General features: G+C 71.4%; 11 protein-coding genes. 9 read left to right on the top strand and 2 right to left on the bottom strand.

Annotated elements, in window-relative coordinates; all coding sequences use genetic code 11:
* Nucleotides 1-53: 53 nt before the first annotated feature.
* Nucleotides 54-1,175 carry a phosphoserine transaminase gene (gene serC, locus AS029_RS12510; RefSeq protein ID WP_058232921.1) on the bottom strand — a complete coding sequence of 374 codons (1,122 nt, stop codon included), beginning with the start codon at nt 1,173-1,175 and terminating at the stop codon, nt 54-56.
* Nucleotides 1,176-1,274: 99 nt separating this feature from the next.
* Here serC and AS029_RS12505 point away from each other — a divergent pair, with 99 nt between their 5' ends.
* The 9 genes from AS029_RS12505 (at nt 1,275) to AS029_RS12465 (ending at nt 14,110) form a co-directional block, all read left to right on the top strand.
* A complete protein-coding gene (locus AS029_RS12505; RefSeq protein ID WP_058232920.1) occupies nt 1,275-1,973 on the top strand; it encodes an iron-dependent transcriptional repressor DtxR in 699 nt (232 codons plus the stop codon).
* 274 nt (nt 1,974-2,247) lie between these two features.
* Nucleotides 2,248-3,135 carry a M23 family metallopeptidase gene (locus AS029_RS12500; RefSeq protein WP_228375950.1) on the top strand — a complete coding sequence of 296 codons (888 nt, stop codon included), beginning with the start codon at nt 2,248-2,250 and terminating at the stop codon, nt 3,133-3,135.
* A gap of 336 nt (nt 3,136-3,471) precedes the next feature.
* On the top strand, nt 3,472-3,969 hold the full coding sequence (locus tag AS029_RS12495; RefSeq protein ID WP_058232919.1) for an HNH endonuclease: 498 nt from the start codon (nt 3,472-3,474) through the stop codon (nt 3,967-3,969).
* A gap of 167 nt (nt 3,970-4,136) precedes the next feature.
* Nucleotides 4,137-4,853, top strand: a complete 717-nt coding sequence (locus AS029_RS12490) for a non-ribosomal peptide synthetase domain-containing protein (protein WP_058233093.1) — start codon at nt 4,137-4,139, stop codon at nt 4,851-4,853.
* Nucleotides 4,853-6,397, top strand: a complete 1,545-nt coding sequence (locus AS029_RS12485) for a DNA polymerase Y family protein (RefSeq protein ID WP_058232918.1) — start codon at nt 4,853-4,855, stop codon at nt 6,395-6,397. The genes AS029_RS12490 and AS029_RS12485 overlap by 1 nt, the downstream gene beginning before the upstream one ends.
* A gap of 165 nt (nt 6,398-6,562) precedes the next feature.
* Nucleotides 6,563-10,087 (top strand): error-prone DNA polymerase, encoded by a 3,525-nt coding sequence (locus AS029_RS12480; RefSeq protein WP_058232917.1) that lies wholly within the window; start codon nt 6,563-6,565, stop codon nt 10,085-10,087.
* Nucleotides 10,088-10,230: 143 nt separating this feature from the next.
* The gene (locus AS029_RS17370) at nt 10,231-11,721 is read left to right on the top strand and encodes a LamG-like jellyroll fold domain-containing protein (RefSeq protein ID WP_058232916.1); all 1,491 of its coding nucleotides are present in this window, start codon (nt 10,231-10,233) and stop codon (nt 11,719-11,721) included.
* Nucleotides 11,722-11,927: 206 nt separating this feature from the next.
* Entirely contained in the window at nt 11,928-13,259 is a 1,332-nt protein-coding gene (locus AS029_RS17365; RefSeq protein WP_058232915.1) for a DUF2510 domain-containing protein, read from the top strand.
* 185 nt (nt 13,260-13,444) lie between these two features.
* Nucleotides 13,445-14,110: a peroxiredoxin-like family protein gene (locus AS029_RS12465; protein WP_058232914.1), complete on the top strand. Its 666-nt coding sequence runs from the start codon at nt 13,445-13,447 to the stop codon at nt 14,108-14,110.
* 93 nt (nt 14,111-14,203) lie between these two features.
* Here AS029_RS12465 and coaBC read toward each other — a convergent pair whose 3' ends face one another.
* A complete protein-coding gene (gene coaBC / locus AS029_RS12460; RefSeq protein ID WP_058232913.1) occupies nt 14,204-15,415 on the bottom strand; it encodes a bifunctional phosphopantothenoylcysteine decarboxylase/phosphopantothenate--cysteine ligase CoaBC in 1,212 nt (403 codons plus the stop codon).
* Nucleotides 15,416-15,717: the final 302 nt, after the last annotated feature.

Raw genomic sequence — 15,717 nt, 5'->3', positions numbered from 1 at the left:
GAACGTCGAAGGCCGTCCCGCGTGATGCGGGACGGCCTTCGACGTCGCGGGCGTCAGGCGCCGGGCAGGTGCTCGATCGTGTAGTCGATCGCGCCGATGAGGCGGCGCACGTCGGCCGGCTCGATCGAGACGAACGTCGCGATGCGCAGCTGATTGCGGCCGAGCTTGCGGTAGGGCTCGGTGTCGACGATGCCGTTGGCGCGCAGGCTCTTGGCGATGGCGGCGGCGTCGATGCTGTCGTCGAAGTCGATCGTGACCACGACGGGGGATCGGTCGGCGGGGTCGGCGACGAAGGGTGCCGCGACGTCACTGGCATCCGCCCACTCGTACAGCGCCGACGACGACTCCGCGGTGCGGGCGCCGGCCCACGACAGCCCGCCGTTGTCGAGGATCCAGCCGAGCTGCTCGTCGAGCAGCAGCAGAGTCGCCAGCGCCGGCGTGTTGAGCGTCTGCTGCAGGCGGGAATTGTCGACAGCGTTCTTCAGGCTCAGGAACTCGGGGATGTAGCGGTCGGATGCCGCGATCCGTTCGATGCGTTCGATGGCGGCCGGCGACACGGCGGCGTACCACAGCCCGCCGTCGGAGCCGAGGTTCTTCTGCGGCGCGAAGTAGTAGACGTCGGCCTGGGTCTCATCGAAGTCGATGCCGCCGGCGGCGCTGGTGGCGTCGATGACGGTGAGTGCCCCGGCATCCGCGTGGACTCGCTCGATCGGGGCGGACACGCCGGTGGAGGTCTCGTTGTGAGGCCAGGCGTAGACGTCGACGCCCTCGACGGCCTCGGCCACGGTGCGCGTGCCCGGCTCGGCCTTGCGCACATCGGGCGCCTGCAGCCACGGGGCGGCGGCAGCCGCGGCGAACTTTCCGCCGAACTCGCCGAAGACGAGGTTCTGGCTGCGGTTCTCGATGAGGCCGAAGGCGGCGGCATCCCAGAACGCGGTCGATCCGCCGTTGCCGAGGATGATCTCGTAGCCCTCGGGCAGACGGAACAGCTGCGACAGGCGCTCGCGGGTGCTGGCGACGAGGTTCTTCACCGGCGCCTGGCGGTGCGAGGTGCCGAGGATCGACGCCCCCCGGGTGACGAGGGCCTCGAGCTGCGCGCCGCGCACCTTCGAGGGGCCGCACCCGAAGCGGCCGTCGGCGGGCAGGAGGTCGGTGGGGAGTTCCACGTGCGGCATGGGACCGATTCTAGGGTCCCCGTCACGGCGCTCCCGCGCTCGTGTCGGAGGGGGTCGGTAGGCTGGAGGCACTTGCCGCGCGACATCGAGGACACCTGAATGACCGATCTCATCGACACCACCGAGATGTACCTGCGCACGATCCTCGAGCTCGAAGAAGAGAAGATCGTGCCGCTGCGCGCGCGCATCTCCGAGCGACTCGGGCACTCCGGACCCACGGTCTCGCAGACGGTCGGGCGCATGGAGCGCGACGGGCTCGTCGTCGTCTCCGAAGACCGCCGCCTCGAGCTCACCGACGACGGCCGCCAGAAGGCCGTCGACGTCATGCGCAAGCACCGTCTCGCCGAGCGACTGCTCAGCGACGTCATCGGTCTCGATTGGGCCTACGTGCACGACGAGGCCTGCCGGTGGGAGCACGTCATGAGCGAGCAGGTCGAGCGGCGCCTCGTCGAGCTGCTGGGTCACCCGACCGAGTCGCCCTACGGCAACCCGATCCCCGGCCTCGACCAGCTCGGCGACGCCGCCACCGCCACCTTCGACGACGGTGTGGTGGGTCTCGTCCGCCGGCTGACGGATGCCGGGGGTCCCATCACCGGCACGATCCGACGCCTGGCCGAGCCCGCGCAGGTCGACCCCGAACTGCTGCAGCAGCTGAAGGCCGCCGGAGTCCTCCCCGGAAAGCGTGGCGACTACCGCTTCAACGAGGGATACGTGCTCGTGCTGATGGACGGTGTCGACGAAGGACTCGAGCTGCCCGTCGAGGTGGCGTCGCACATCTTCCTCGTCGCCGACAGCTGATCGCCCGGCCGAACCCGGGTGTTCGCCGGGGACCGCTGACCGAAGCGTGACTTGTTCGTTATCTTCCGGTAGCCTCAAGGAGTCCACAGGCTGGAAGCCCGCCGTCGGACCCCTCGCGGTTTGCCTCATCGGCTCGTCGTCCGCAGAGGGCCTAGCCCGCACATCGTGCCCCCATGATCGAGTGCTGACGAGCCAGCGTCCCCGAAGACGCAGAGGCGCCGGAGGAACTTTGGCTGAACACAACGATCCCGCTGCGGACCTACCCGAGGTCTCCGTGACGGGCCCTACCCGAAAGAGCACGCGTGCCGTCGTCCGAACGACGAAGCGCCCCGCTCGCCTCGCGGCCGATCCGGTCGCATCCGCCGCGGCCGCACCGGTCGCCCGCACCGTCGTCGTCTCGCGCCCCTCGTCGTCGCACCGCTTCGGCAAGCCGCTGCGCAGCGCCGTGATCCTGTCGATGGTGGCGGGCCTCGTGGCCACGGTCGCCATCCCGGCCTATGCCGCGACCATGCCCGCCGCCGAGACCATGACGCTGCAGCAGATGTCGGCGGCCGACAATCAATCGCTGGTCGTCGCGTCCGATGCCACCGCCGAGACGCTCGATCGCAGCAGCTACTCCGCCACCACCGCGGACGAGATCAAGAAGAAGAAAGACGAGGAGGCCGCGGCCGCAGCGGCGGCCGCTGCCGCAGAGCGCGCACGTCAGGCGGCGACCACCGCCAGTACCACCGTCTCGTCGATGGATCTCAACATGACGGCCCCCGGCTCGGGCGAGGTGCGCTGGCCCCTGACCAGCTACGTCCTCGGTCGTGGACTGTGGGACTCCGGTTACCACCAGGGCGTCGACCTTCTCGCCCCCGGCGGCCAGCCGATCTTCGCCGCCGCCGCCGGTGTCGTGAGCATCTCGCAGGAGAGCTACGGCGGGTACGGCGTCGCCATCGTGCTCGAGCACGTCATCAACGGCCAGAAGGTGTCGACCACCTACGGCCACATGACCTACGGCAGCCGCGCGGTTCAGGCCGGACAGACCGTCGCCGCGGGCCAGCTGATCGGCCTCGTGGGCTCGACCGGCAGCTCGACCGCGAACCACCTGCACTTCGAGGTGCACATCAACGGCTCGGTCGTCGACCCCTACGCCTGGCTCCAGCAGAACGCGGGCTGAGCCTTCTCGAGACGGCGTGCCGGAGGACATCGTTCTCCGACACGCCGTCTTCTGTTTCCTCTTCCGTCCGACCCCGGGCGTGTCGCAGTGGGTTAGCCTGTCACCGACGTCGGAAGAACCGGAGGGAACGCCGATGAACACCAGTCCGCGCATCCGCACCATGGATGCGCTCGGGCTGCTCGTTCTTCGGCATCGTGAGTTCGGATGCCGCGGCCCTGCCGCGCGTTCGAAGGCGCTGTCTGCCTAGACAGCGCCTTTTTTCATCCCTCCGCACCTGCCGTCGTCGCGAGTCGAACATCCGAGAAGCCGTCTCGGCCATTCGAGAGGAAGACGTACATGCGCACACTGGTGCTCAACGCGGGCTACGAGCCCCTCGCCGTCGTGTCGTTCAAGCGGGCGCTCGTGCTCGTGATGAACGAGAAGGCCGTCGTCGTCGAACGCGTGGAGGAGGACCCCGTCTGGGCCGCCGCCGGCACGTTCGACCGCCCGGCGGTGATCATCCTCACCCGCTACGTGCGGGTACCGGGGGCTCGGCGCGTGCCGGTGACCCGGCGCGGCGTCCTGCGCCGCGACGGCCACCGCTGCGGCTACTGCGGCAAGGCGGCCTCCACGATCGACCACGTGCTGCCGCGGTCGCGCGGAGGCAAGGACACGTGGGAGAACCTCGTCGCGTGCTGCCTGCTGTGCAACAACGTCAAGGGCGACCGCACGCCGCAGGAGATGCGCTGGGAGCTCCGGCTCGTCCCCGCCCCTCCCCGCGGTTCGTCGTGGACGGTGCGCGGCGTCGACAAGAGCGACCCGCGGTGGGAGCCGTACCTGGCTCTGGCGGCCTGAGCGGACGGGCGTCTTCTGCGGCATCCGGGTGTTCGGCGTGCTCTCAAGCCGGCCCGATGCCTCTGCACACCGCCTCCGACGCCGATGTCGGAGGTCGATCGTATCTTCGACCCACAGGGATTGAGGGAATAGAACACATGTTCTAACCTGTGGGAGTGAGGGCGATCGTGAGAGACCAGGTACAGGCCGTCCCCGACATCCATGCGCTGCGCGATCGCCTCGAACGCATGCAGGGGCGACGCATGGACGCCCCCGTGCTGCCGACGCATCCCGCCTTCTCGTCGTTGCTGCCCGGTGGCGGCCTCCGCCCGGGTTCGGCGTATGCGCTGGCCCGCTCGGCCTCGCTGCTGCTGGCACTCATGGCCCGGCCCTCGCAAGACGGGGCGTGGTGCGGCGTGATCGGCATGCCCGAACTGGGAGCAGAAGCCGCCGAGAAGTACGGGCTCGACCTCGACCGGCTCGTGTTCATCCCCGACCCGGGTCCCCGGTGGCTCGCGGTGACCGCGACCATCACCGAGGTGCTCCCGGTCGTGGCCGTGCGCCCGCCGGCGGGCTCCACGGCGGCACGCGGGGGAGCCGAGACGACCCGTCTGGCCGCGCGTCTGCGCGACCGCGGATCGGTGCTGCTCGTGCAGGGCGCGTGGCCGCAGGCCGAGGCGGTGATCGACGTGGCCGACCCGCAGTGGTCGGGGCTCGGCCAGGGGCACGGCTACCTCGCCGGTCGAGAGCTCACGGTGTCGGTCAGCAGTCGACGCTCGCCGAACGCCCGACGGGCGCGAATGCTGCTGCCCGCCGCCGACGGGTCGATCGAGCTGCTGGGCGCACCCGCCGAACGCCTCGTGCCGCGCGAGCGCGACGTCTATCCGGTGCGGGCGGTGGGTTGATGCAGGCGCCCACGCGCAGCCTCGTGCTGTGGTTCCCCGACTGGCCGATCACGGCCTTCGCCCATGAGGCCGTGTCGCCCCCCACGCCGGATGCCGCGGTGGCGGTGTTCGCGAACAACATCGTCGTGGCCTGCTCGTGGGCCGCTCGGGCACAGGGTGTGCGTCGCGGGCAGAAGCGCCGCGACGCGCAGGCGCTGTGTCCGACGTTGCAGGTCGTACCCGCCGACCCCGTGCGCGATGCACGAGCCTTCGCCCCCGTCGTCGCGCGCGTCGAAGAGCACGCCCCCGGCGTGCAGGTGGTGCGCCCGGGGCTGTGCGCGCTGAAGGCGCGGGGCCCGGCCCGGTATTACGGCGGAGAGCTCGAGGCTGCGCGCACGCTCCTGCGACTCCTCGACGACGACGGCTTCTCCGACGTGCGGGCGAGCGTCGCCGACGGGGTCTTCACCGCCGAGCAGGCGGCGCGGTCGGCACGCGCCGACGCCCCCGTGCGGATCGTGGAGCCGGGCGACGCGGGCGCATTCCTGGCGCCTCTGTCGGTGGCGACGCTCGACGACGACGAGTTCGGGAGCCTGCTCTCGCGACTGGGCGTGCACACCCTCGGCGAGTTGGCCGCGTTGCCTGTGGAGCGGGTGCGCGAGCGCTTCGGCGCCCGGGGCGTGCGGTTGCACGCCCTGTCCGGAGGGCTCGACTCGCAACCGGTGCAGCCCCGCACCCCTCCGCCCGAGCTGCACCGCGACGTCGCCTTCGAGCCTCCCCTCGAGCTCGCCGACCAGATCGCCTTCGGCATGCGCGTGGCGGCTGAGGAGTTCATCGCCCGACTGGGTGCCCACGACCTCGTGTGCACCGAGCTGCGGGTCGTCCTCACCGGCGAACGGGCCGAGCGCAGCGAGCGCGTCTGGCTGCATCCCGGGTCGTTCGACGCCGCAGCCGTGGTCGACCGGGTGCGCTGGCAGCTCGCCGAAGACGCGCAGGGCATCTTCGGCAGCGGTGTCGCGGGCGTGCACATCGAACCCGAAGCCGTGGATGCCGCCGCCCACCACGCAAAAGGGCTGTTCGGGGCCGGCCCCGACGAACGCGTGCACCACGCGCTCTCGCGTGTGCAGGCCATGCTCGGTCATCGCGCCGTCGTGACACCGGTCATCGGCGGCGGACGATGGCTCGCCGAGCGTCAGGTGAACGTCCCGTGGGGTGACCGGGCCGTCACGGCGAAAGACCGTGCACGGCCCTGGCCCGGAAGCCTTCCCGACCCCCTGCCGGCCACCGTCTACCCCGAGCCGCGCCTGGTGGGCGTGACCGACATCGCGGGCGCTTCCGTCACGGTGGGGGAGCGCGACGTGCTGAGCGCCCCGCCGGCGGTGCTCGAGACGGCCGGGCAGCGACGCCGCATCCGTGAATGGGCGGGCCCCTGGCCGATCAGCGAGCGCGGGTGGGATCCGTTGCGCGCACGCCGCGCGCACCGGTTCCAGGTGGTCGACGCCGATGGAGGGGCGTGGCTGCTGGTCGTCGAAGAGGGCGAGTGGCGGGCGGAGGGGCGGTATGACTGAGCGCGCGATGTCGGTGTCGCGACGGCCGTCGGTGCACGCGCCCCGCGGAGGGACGGTGTACTCGACGTCGGGCGCATTCCGTGGCGTGACAGCGGTGCGCGTCCGCCCCCGGGCGGAAACGTCTCGAGCGGTGCCGGCACCGCATGGCGAGGCGGGGGTGCCCTGATGGGATGGACCAACCCGCCCGTGAAGTGGTCGGAGCTCGAGCGACTGCTCAGCGACGCCCGCCGGCCCACCGGCGCCCCGCCGAACGGCGACGGCGGCGACAGTCCGGCATGGTCGCACAAGCGCGGCGCCTACGTGCCGCCGTCGATCGATCGGCCGGCCGAGACCGTGCCCTACGCCGAACTGCACGCGCACTCGTCGTACTCGTTCCTCGACGGTGCCTCCTCGCCCGAAGAACTCGTCGAAGAAGCCGAACGCCTCGGCCTGCACGCCCTCGCCCTCACCGATCACGACGGCTTCTACGGCATCGTGCGCTTCGCCGAAGCGGCTGAAGCACGCACCGTGAAGACCGTGTTCGGGGCGGAACTGTCGCTGGGACTCCCCGGACCGCAGAACGGCCAGGCCGATCCCGAGGGCTCCCACCTGCTCGTGCTGGCCCGGCGAGAAGAGGGGTACCACCGTCTGGCCGCCGCGATCACGCACGCGCAGCTCACCGGCGCCGAGAAGGGGCGCCCCGTCTACGACCTCGCCGACCTGGCCGAGCGATCCGGTGGCCCCCGTGATCCGCACTGGGCGGTGCTCACCGGATGCCGCAAGGGCGCGGTGCGGCAGGCCCTGGCATCCGAGGGGCCGGCGGGAGCCGCGCGAGAACTCGACACCCTCGTCGACCTGTTCGGCGCCGAGGCCGTCTACGTCGAGCTGATGGACCAGGGCGATCCGCTCGACTCGCGCCGCAACGACGTACTCGCCGCCCTCGCCGCCGAGCGAGGGCTGCCGACCCTCGCCACCAACAACGTGCACTACGCCGCGCCGCAGAAAGAGCTGCTCGCCGCGGCCGTCGCCGCGGTGCGCGCGAACCGGGGTCTCGACGAGCTCGACGGCTGGCTGCCCGCGCACGCCGGTGCGCACCTGCGATCGGGCGTCGAGATGGCGGCGCGGTTCGCGCGCTACCCGGGCGCGGTCGCGCGCACGGTGGCCCTCGCCGATGAGATCGCCTTCCCGCTGCGTCGCGCCAAACCCGCGCTTCCGAAGCAGAAGGTCCCCGAGGGGCATACGCCCATGTCGTGGTTGCGGCACCTGGTGTGGGAGGCCGTGCCCCGCAAGTACCCGAACCTCTCCGACGACGACCGGCGTCGCATCGAGCGCGAGCTCGGCGTCATCGAGATGAAGGACTTTCCCGGGTACTTCCTCATCGTCTACGGCATCGTCGCCGAGGCCCGACGTCGCGGCATCCTGTGCCAGGGGCGCGGATCGGCCGCCAACAGCGCGGTCTGCTATCTGCTCGACATCACCGCCGTCGACTCGATCTTCTACAAGCTGCCGTTCGAGCGATTTCTCTCGAGTCTGCGCGACGAGGAGCCCGACATCGACGTCGACTTCGACTCCGACCGCCGCGAAGAGATCATCCAATGGGTCTATCAGGAGTACGGGCGCGAGCGGGCGGCGCAGGTGGCCAACGTCATCCAGTACCGACCCAAGAACGCCGTGCGCGACATGGCCCGGGCGCTCGGGCACTCTCCGGGGCAGCAGGACGCGTGGTCGAAGCAGGTCGAGCGGTGGGGAGCGACGCTCGAGACGGGGGCCGACCACGACATCCCCGACCAGGTCATCGAGTTCGCGTCGGAGCTGCTGAAGGCGCCGCGGCACCTCGGCATCCACTCCGGCGGCATGGTGCTCACGGATCGCCCCGTGGGTGAGGTCGTGCCGATCGAACACGCGCGCATGGAGGATCGCACGGTCATCCAGTGGGACAAAGACGACGCCGCGTGGATGGGCCTGGTCAAGTTCGACCTGCTGGGCCTCGGCATGCTCGCGGCCCTGCAGTACTGCTTCGACCTGATTAGGGATGCCACGGGCGAGGCGTGGGAGCTGTCGACGCTGCCCAAAGAAGAGAAGGCCGTGTACGACATGCTCTGCCGAGCTGACTCGATCGGGGTGTTCCAGGTGGAGTCGCGCGCGCAGATGGGACTGCTGCCGCGTCTGCAGCCGCGGAAGTTCTACGACCTCGTCGTGCAGATCGCGCTCATCCGGCCAGGTCCCATCCAGGGCGGGGCGGTGCACCCCTTCGTGCGGCGCAAGCTCGGGCAGGAGAAGATCACCTACGTGCACGAGAAGCTGCGTCCCGTGCTGGAGCGCACGATGGGCGTACCGGTCTTCCAGGAGCAGCTCATGCAGATGGCGGTCGCCGTCGGCAACTGCTCCGCCGAAGACGCCGACCTGCTGCGCCGCGCGATGGGGTCGAAGCGCGGCCTGGAGCGCATCGACTCGCTGCGCGAGACGCTCTACAAGGGCATGGCCGAGAACGGGCTGGTCGGCCGTGTCGCCGACGAGCTGTACGCCAAGATCCAGGCGTTCGCGAACTTCGGCTTCGCCGAGTCGCATTCGCTGTCGTTCGCCCTGCTGGTCTATGCCAGCTCGTGGATCAAACTGCACTACCCGGCGGCGTTCCTCGCGGGACTCCTGCGCGCGCAGCCGATGGGGTTCTACTCGCCCGCGACCCTCACCGCCGATGCGCGCCGTCACGGGGTGGTGGTGCGCCGGCCCGACCTGCTGCGGTCGGGGGTCGAGGCGACGCTCGAAGCGGTCGACATCGCAGCGGCGGGTGCTTCCGGGGTCACGGGCGACGCGGCGATGGATGCCGGGGCGGCGAACGTCGAAGAAGGGGATGCCGCCGACACGGATGAGGCAGGAGGGACGGGACGCCGGGGAAGGGGGCGGCCGACCGGACTCGACGCGTGCGCCCACGCCGAGCAGCCCCCGACCGGCGACTTCGATCCCTCCGAGCCCGACGAGACCCTCGCGCACCGCCGCGACGGCGGGTTCGCGGTGCGCCTCGGACTCGCCGGGGTCACGGGCATCGGCACGAAGGTCGCCGAGCGCATCGTCGCCGAGCGTCAGCGGGGAGGGCCCTACCGCGACCTTCGCGACCTCGTACGCCGCACCGGCCTGGTCACCGCCCAACTCGAAGCGCTCGCCACGGCCGGCGCGTTCGAATGCCTCGGACACACGCGGCGCGAGGCGATCTGGCTGTCGGGATCCGCGGCGCTGGACCGCGCCGAGTTCCTCCCCGACTCCCTCGTCGCCGTGCAACCGCCGTTGTTCACCGACCCGTCGAGCTACGAGATCCTCGCCTCCGACCTCTGGGCGACGGGTCTCTCGGCGGACGACCACCCCCTCACCCACTTCCGGGCGGCGCTCGATGCACGGGGGGTGCTCACCTCGCGTGAGCTGCGTTCGTTCGAGACCGATCGGCGCATCGAGGTGGCAGGGCTCGTCACCCACCGCCAGCGACCGGCCACGGCATCCGGGATCACGTTCCTCAACCTCGAGGACGAGCACGGCCTGATGAACATCATCTGCTCGGTGGGCGTGTGGAACAGGTACCGACGGGTCGCGCGAGAATCACCCGCGCTCATCGTGCGCGGCATGCTCGAACGCTCCGTCGAAGGCGTGACCAACGTCGTCGCCGACGGTTTCACCGATCTGCGGGTGGGCGTCGCCCACGCGTCACGGGACTTCCGCTGAAAGGACGCATCGCCCTTCGGTTTTCGTCCTTTCGTGCTTCGTCCTTCGCGCTTCGGACGGGGTGCGGCATGATGGGCCGCAGGTCAGGGGGAGGCCTCGCGTCTTTCGTGGCTGCACTCGTCTCGCGCCGAAGGAGTCGCACGATGCCCGCACACACATCGCGTTCGCGGCTGATCGCCGTCCTCGTGGCGATCGCCGTCATCGCACCCGCCTCGGTCGCCAGTGCCCCGTCGTTCGCGGCCGACCCGGCATCCACCGTCCAGACCATCGACGGTCTCGACCCCGCCATCACCTACAGCGGAGCGTGGCGCACGACCTCGAACCGCGCCGACTACAAGGGCTCCGTTCAGTACGCGAACACCGCGAAAGCCTCGTACACGTACCGTTTCGTCGGTACCGGCATCCGCATCCACGGACGGCTGACTCCGCTCAGCGGAATCAGCGAGGTGCGCATCGACGGTGCCCTCGTAGCGCGCGTCGACGCCTATGCACCCACGAACGTCTTCCACACGGTGCTCTTCGAGCGGTCCGACCTCGTCTCGGGCGCTCACACACTCACCGTCACTGCGACCGGTCAGAAGACCGCCGCCGCCCAGAACACCAACGTCACGCTCGACGCGCTCACCGTGACCTCCACCGACGCCGAGCCGAGCCCGCCGACCTCGCCGACTCCCGACCCCACACCGTCGCCGAGCGCGACGCCGAGTGTGACCGCCGCACCGTCTCCGACGCCGACCGCGACCGTGGCGCCGAGCGCGACGCCCGCGCCGTCCGCGACGCCGACGCCGACCGCGACCGCGGTTCCGAGCGCGACGCCCGCGCCGTCCGCGACGCCGACCTCCACGCCGACTCCGACGCCCGAACCGACACCGACGGCCGACCTTCCGGTGCCCCTTCCCCTCGCGGAGTGGCGGTTCGATGAGGCCGCGCCGCCGTTCCGCACCACTGCCGGTGATCTGCCGCTCCAACAGGCGGGCTCCGTGCGCTCGACCACCGTCGCGACACCGTTCGGCAGGGGCGTGAACCTCCCGGGCAAGAGCTTCCTCCGCCTGCACCGCGACGCCGTCGGACGACTCAACGTCGGAGCGGGCAGTGGGAAGGTCACCGTCGCCGCCTGGGTGCTCATGACCGACGACAACGCCGGCTTCGTCGCGGGCATGTGGTCGGAGGCGAGCACCGACCCCCGACGGTCGTACGGACTGTTCTACGACCTCAGCACCTACGGGGGTGATGAGCGGACCAACTTCCACGTCTCCCGGACGGGGGGGCCGACGCCGGGTCAGAAGTTCTCGCTCGACTATTCCGCGTCAGGACAGACCTTCACCCGCCACGTCTGGCAGCTGCACGTCGGAACCTACGACGGCCGGGAAGCGGTGTCGTATCTCGACGGAGCGGCCGTGGCCTACGGGCCCATGACGGACAAATTCGGCAACACCTACGTGAAGAACCCCTACCCCTACCCGGACGGTCTGAACCCCACCCCCGCCGAGTTCACCGTCGGCGCGGTGCAAATGGCCTCGACCGTGGGCAACTACGCCGAGGGCACCTTCGCCCGGGTGCGCGTCTGGGACCGGGCGCTCACCGCGGATCAGGTGCGGGCGCTCTATGAGAACGAGCGTCCCGCCGCGCCCTGAGCGATGGCGAGCCGGGCCCCGCGGCATCCGGGGCTCGGCGACCGCGACGACGCGCGGCCGTCGACGAAGCGTCTGCGGCCCGCGGGAGCGACGCTTTCTCCCCAGGCGGCGTCTCGGCGGCCCGCCGCGACGGACGCCGGGTGCGGGGAGCGGGCGTCACTAGACTCGGGCCATCTCGCCGGTTCCGCACCAGATAGGGGAACGACATGACCGACACGCCCACTCCGCCCGACGGCTGGTACCCCGACCCCGCGGGCGGCGGCGGCCTGCGCCGATGGAACGGGACGTCGTGGACCGACGAGGTGCGCGCCGTGGACGGCGGCGCCCCGCTTTCCGCGCCCGAGCGCGACCACAGCGACGAAGGTGACTTCGGCGGTGATCTCGATTCCGCGGCCGCTGAGACGCACGCAACGGAGCGCGGCGTGACCGGCGCGGAGCCCTCGGATGACGGCGCCCCGTCCCCGGCGCTCGCCGCCGACGCGACCGCCGCCTACGCCGAGCCCGCGTCCGCCGAGTCGGCGTCTGCCGAGCGCGCCTCCGCAGAGCCCGCGTCCGCCGACGCCGCGTCACCGGCTGCGCACGACGGCGCACCGTCGATCACTCCCTCGACGCCCGGCGCCACCTCGGCCGCGGCGCCGTACGCAGGCGATGCGGGCACGGCATCCGGAGCTTCCGACGTTGTCGACGAATCGACGTCCGGCTCATCCGGCACGCGATCGAGCGCCGATTCGTCCACACCCGCCGCGCCGGCATCCGCATCGAGCCCTGCCGCCGCAACTCCCGACGCCGGTCCCGCCGCGGCTCCTGCCGCAAGCCCCGCCGCCACGCCCGCCGGGGCCGCCGCCCTCGCTGCCGCCGCGGCGAGCGCACCCCCCGCATCACCGACGAACGCGCCGGTCCCGCCCGCGTACTCGACCGCCCCGGCATCGGCGAGTGGTGCCACCCCGCCGGCCTACGCGGGTGCACCGGCGTACCCGGGAACGACTCCCGCCGCCGGTGGCTATCCCAGCGCGCCGACCGTCGGCTACGACACCGCGCCCCGGCGCGACATCCCCACCAGCACGGTCTGGATCTGGTTGCTGGTCGCCCTGCCGTTGGTGAGCGTCGTGAGCTTGTTCGCTTTCGATTGGGACTCCTACATCCGCGAGTCGGTGTACGCGGAGTTGTACGCGGATCCGTTCGCATCGCCGTCGATGGCCGGCGTCGTTCTGACCGCGGTGTCGTCGATCCTCAGCATCGTGCTGTGCGCCGCGACCGTGCTGTTCGCGTTCCTCGATTGGCGTGCCCTGCGAGCCCGCGGTATCGAGCGGCCGTTCCACTGGGCGTGGAGCTTCTTCGTCCTGGCCATCGGTAGCGGTCTGGTCTACATCATCGGCCGCAGCGTCATCGTGCGCCGCCACACTGGCAAGGGACTCGCCCCGCTCTGGGCGGCCATCGCGGTCACCGTCGTGACCTGGATCGTCGTCAGCATCTGGGTCGTCATGCTGCTGACGCTGGTGTTCTCGCTCGTGCAGGAGTTGCAGTACACCTACGGGTGATCAGAGAGCGGGCGCCGCATCAGATGGCGGCGCCCGCTCGGCCGGCGCGGGAGGTCTGCGTCGATACATCTGTGACGCCCCGTGACGCCGTATCTCTCCGGGTGTCATGATCGCGCCGAGGGGCGGCGGGCGCGCATACGCTCCTCGAACCGGCGTCAGACGCCGCTCACCTCGAGGAGGCACCCATGTCCGCACCGTCCATCGCTCAGCAGATCGACGACTTCAACGCAGCGTTCGAGGCGCAGATCGGTGATCGCCTCGCCGGCGTGTTCGGCGGGGGGCAAGCCGACCTGCGCGGAGCCGGTGTGCCCGATTCGGCGCTCGGCGTGGGTGACGATGCTCCGGATGCCACCGTCCTCACCGTCGAGGGTGTGCAGACGTCGTTTTCCGCGGCGCGGGGCGAGACGGCATCGGTCGTCGTGTTCTATCGCGGCGCCTGGTGCCCCTATTGCAACATCGCGTTGCGCTCGTACCAGCAAGCGCTGGTGCCGGCGCTGCGCGAGCGGGGCGTGAGGCTGCTCGCGGTGTCGCCGCAGACCCCGGATGCGTCGTCGCAGAGCGTGACGAACGGTTCCCTCGAGTTCACCGTGTTGTCCGACCCCGGGAACGCCCTCGCCGAGCGCTTCGGAATCGTGACGGGGCCCAGCGCCGCAGCTCGCGCGGCCCACACGGAGCTCGGCTTCGACGTCGCCGACAGCAACGCCGACGACACCGCCCGCATCCCCTTCCCGTCGGTGTTCGTCATCGACGAGGACGGCGTCATCCGCTTCGCCGACGTGCGCGTCGACTACACCACGCGCACAGAGCCCGAGCGGATCTTTGCCGCGCTGGACGAGCTCCGCCGAGCGTAGCGACCGGGTCGCGAGCGTCCGGCGGCGGGTCGGGCTGGGGTCCGACAGCCGGTGCCGTCCCCGGTCGACGCCCGCCGCCGGGAGCGGGAGCGCTCAGTCGGCCGACACCGCCCGGACCGCGACGATCGCGTCGAGAAGGGCGTGGGCGGTGTCGTCCTTGGACCCGGATGCCGTCGCCACGACCTCTCCGTCGCGTCCCACGATCGTGAGGGCGTTGTCGGCGCTTTCGAACCCTTGCGTCCAGCCCACCGCGTTCGCCGCGAGCAGGTCGACGCCCTTGCGCGCCGCCTTCGCCCGGGCGCGCTCCCGCAACTCGTCGTCGTCGGCCACCGTCTCCGCCGCGAACGCGACGACGGTCTGTCCGACGCGCCGCCCGGCGACGAGGCCCGCGACGATGTCGCGATTCTCGACCAGTTCGAGGGTCAGCCCGCCGGGGGAGTCCTGTTTGCGGAGCTTGTCCTGGGCGACGGCGGCCACGGAGTAGTCGGCGACGGCCGCCGCCATGACGATCACGTCGGCGTCGGGGGCCGTGGCATCCATCGCTCTTCCGAGCTCTTCGGCCGTGCCCGCCGCGATGACCTCGACCCGCGGATCGGGTCGCACGTCGGCGTCGAGGTGCGCGGCGACGAGGGTGACGCGCGCACCGCGATCGGCGGCGGCGCGGGCGATGGCGACTCCCTGGCGTCCGCTCGAACGGTTGCCGAGATAGCGCACCGGGTCGATGGGCTCGCGGGTGCCGCCGGCGCTCACCACGATCGAGACGCCGTCGAGGTCGCGGGGCCGTTCGACGAGCGCGAGGGCGGCGGCGACGATCTCCTCGGGCTCCGACATACGTCCGGGACCGGAGTCACCACCGGTCAGAACGCCGTCGGCCGGTCCGATCACGTGCACGCCGCGGGCGCGGAGCACCTCCATGTTGTGCACGGTGGCGGGATGCCGCCACATCTCGGTGTGCATCGCGGGGGCGACGACCACCGGCGCGGTCGTGGCCAGCAGGGTTGTGCCCAGCAGGTCGGATGCCAAGCCCGCCGTCATCGCGGCGAGGGTGTTGGCGGTCGCGGGGGCCACGATGACGAGGTCGGCGGACTGGCCGAGCGACACGTGCCGCACGCGCGCGACGTCGTCGTGCACCGAGGTCGTGACGGCGTTCCGGCTGAGCGCCTCCCAGGTGGGCAGGCCGACGAAGCGCAGGGCATCGTCGGTGGGGACGACGTGCACGTCGTGTCCGGCCTTCACCAGCATCCGCACGAGGCTGACGGTCTTGTAGGCGGCGATGCCCCCGGTCACTCCCACCACGACGAACATCCCCCCAGTCTTCCAGGTGCCCGGCTCGCGAGGGGCGCGGTCCCGCGGGGGCTGGCGCGGCAGCGCTGGGGCACCGGCGCGACACAACGCAGGAGAGTCCCGGTCGGCGACGCGGCCGCGCGGCGGCTCATCGCGGGTGCGCCGACGGTTCTCCTGCGTCGTGTCCCGCTGCGGGCCGGGCCTGGGCGGCGATCGGGCACCCGGGTCGGCAGTCGGGGGCTAATCGTCGCGGGCGCTGACGGTCGCGCGTGCCGACCGCCCGCAGGCAGCGGCGGCGGCCTTGGCCCGGGGCGGCGACCGGG

It is taken from the genome of Microbacterium enclense (genome assembly GCF_001456955.1).
Classification (GTDB): Bacteria; Actinomycetota; Actinomycetes; order Actinomycetales; family Microbacteriaceae; genus Microbacterium; species Microbacterium enclense.
Note: the sequence above shows the minus strand (reverse complement) of the source record. Positions and strands in the feature narration are given on the sequence as shown.

Bases quoted from the DNA above. Each gene is read 5' to 3' on its own strand.
- AS029_RS12480 (WP_058232917.1), top strand. From the start codon at position 6,563: ATGGGATGGACCAACCCGCCCGTGAAGTGGTCGGAGCTCGAGCGACTG.
- AS029_RS17370 (WP_058232916.1), top strand. From the start codon at position 10,231: ATGCCCGCACACACATCGCGTTCGCGGCTGATCGCCGTCCTCGTGGCG.
- AS029_RS17365 (WP_058232915.1), top strand. From the start codon at position 11,928: ATGACCGACACGCCCACTCCGCCCGACGGCTGGTACCCCGACCCCGCG.
- coaBC (WP_058232913.1), bottom strand. From the start codon at position 15,415: ATGTTCGTCGTGGTGGGAGTGACCGGGGGCATCGCCGCCTACAAGACC.
- AS029_RS12485 (WP_058232918.1), top strand. From the start codon at position 4,853: ATGCAGGCGCCCACGCGCAGCCTCGTGCTGTGGTTCCCCGACTGGCCG.
- serC (WP_058232921.1), bottom strand. From the start codon at position 1,175: ATGCCGCACGTGGAACTCCCCACCGACCTCCTGCCCGCCGACGGCCGC.
- AS029_RS12465 (WP_058232914.1), top strand. From the start codon at position 13,445: ATGTCCGCACCGTCCATCGCTCAGCAGATCGACGACTTCAACGCAGCG.
- AS029_RS12505 (WP_058232920.1), top strand. From the start codon at position 1,275: ATGACCGATCTCATCGACACCACCGAGATGTACCTGCGCACGATCCTC.
- AS029_RS12495 (WP_058232919.1), top strand. From the start codon at position 3,472: ATGCGCACACTGGTGCTCAACGCGGGCTACGAGCCCCTCGCCGTCGTG.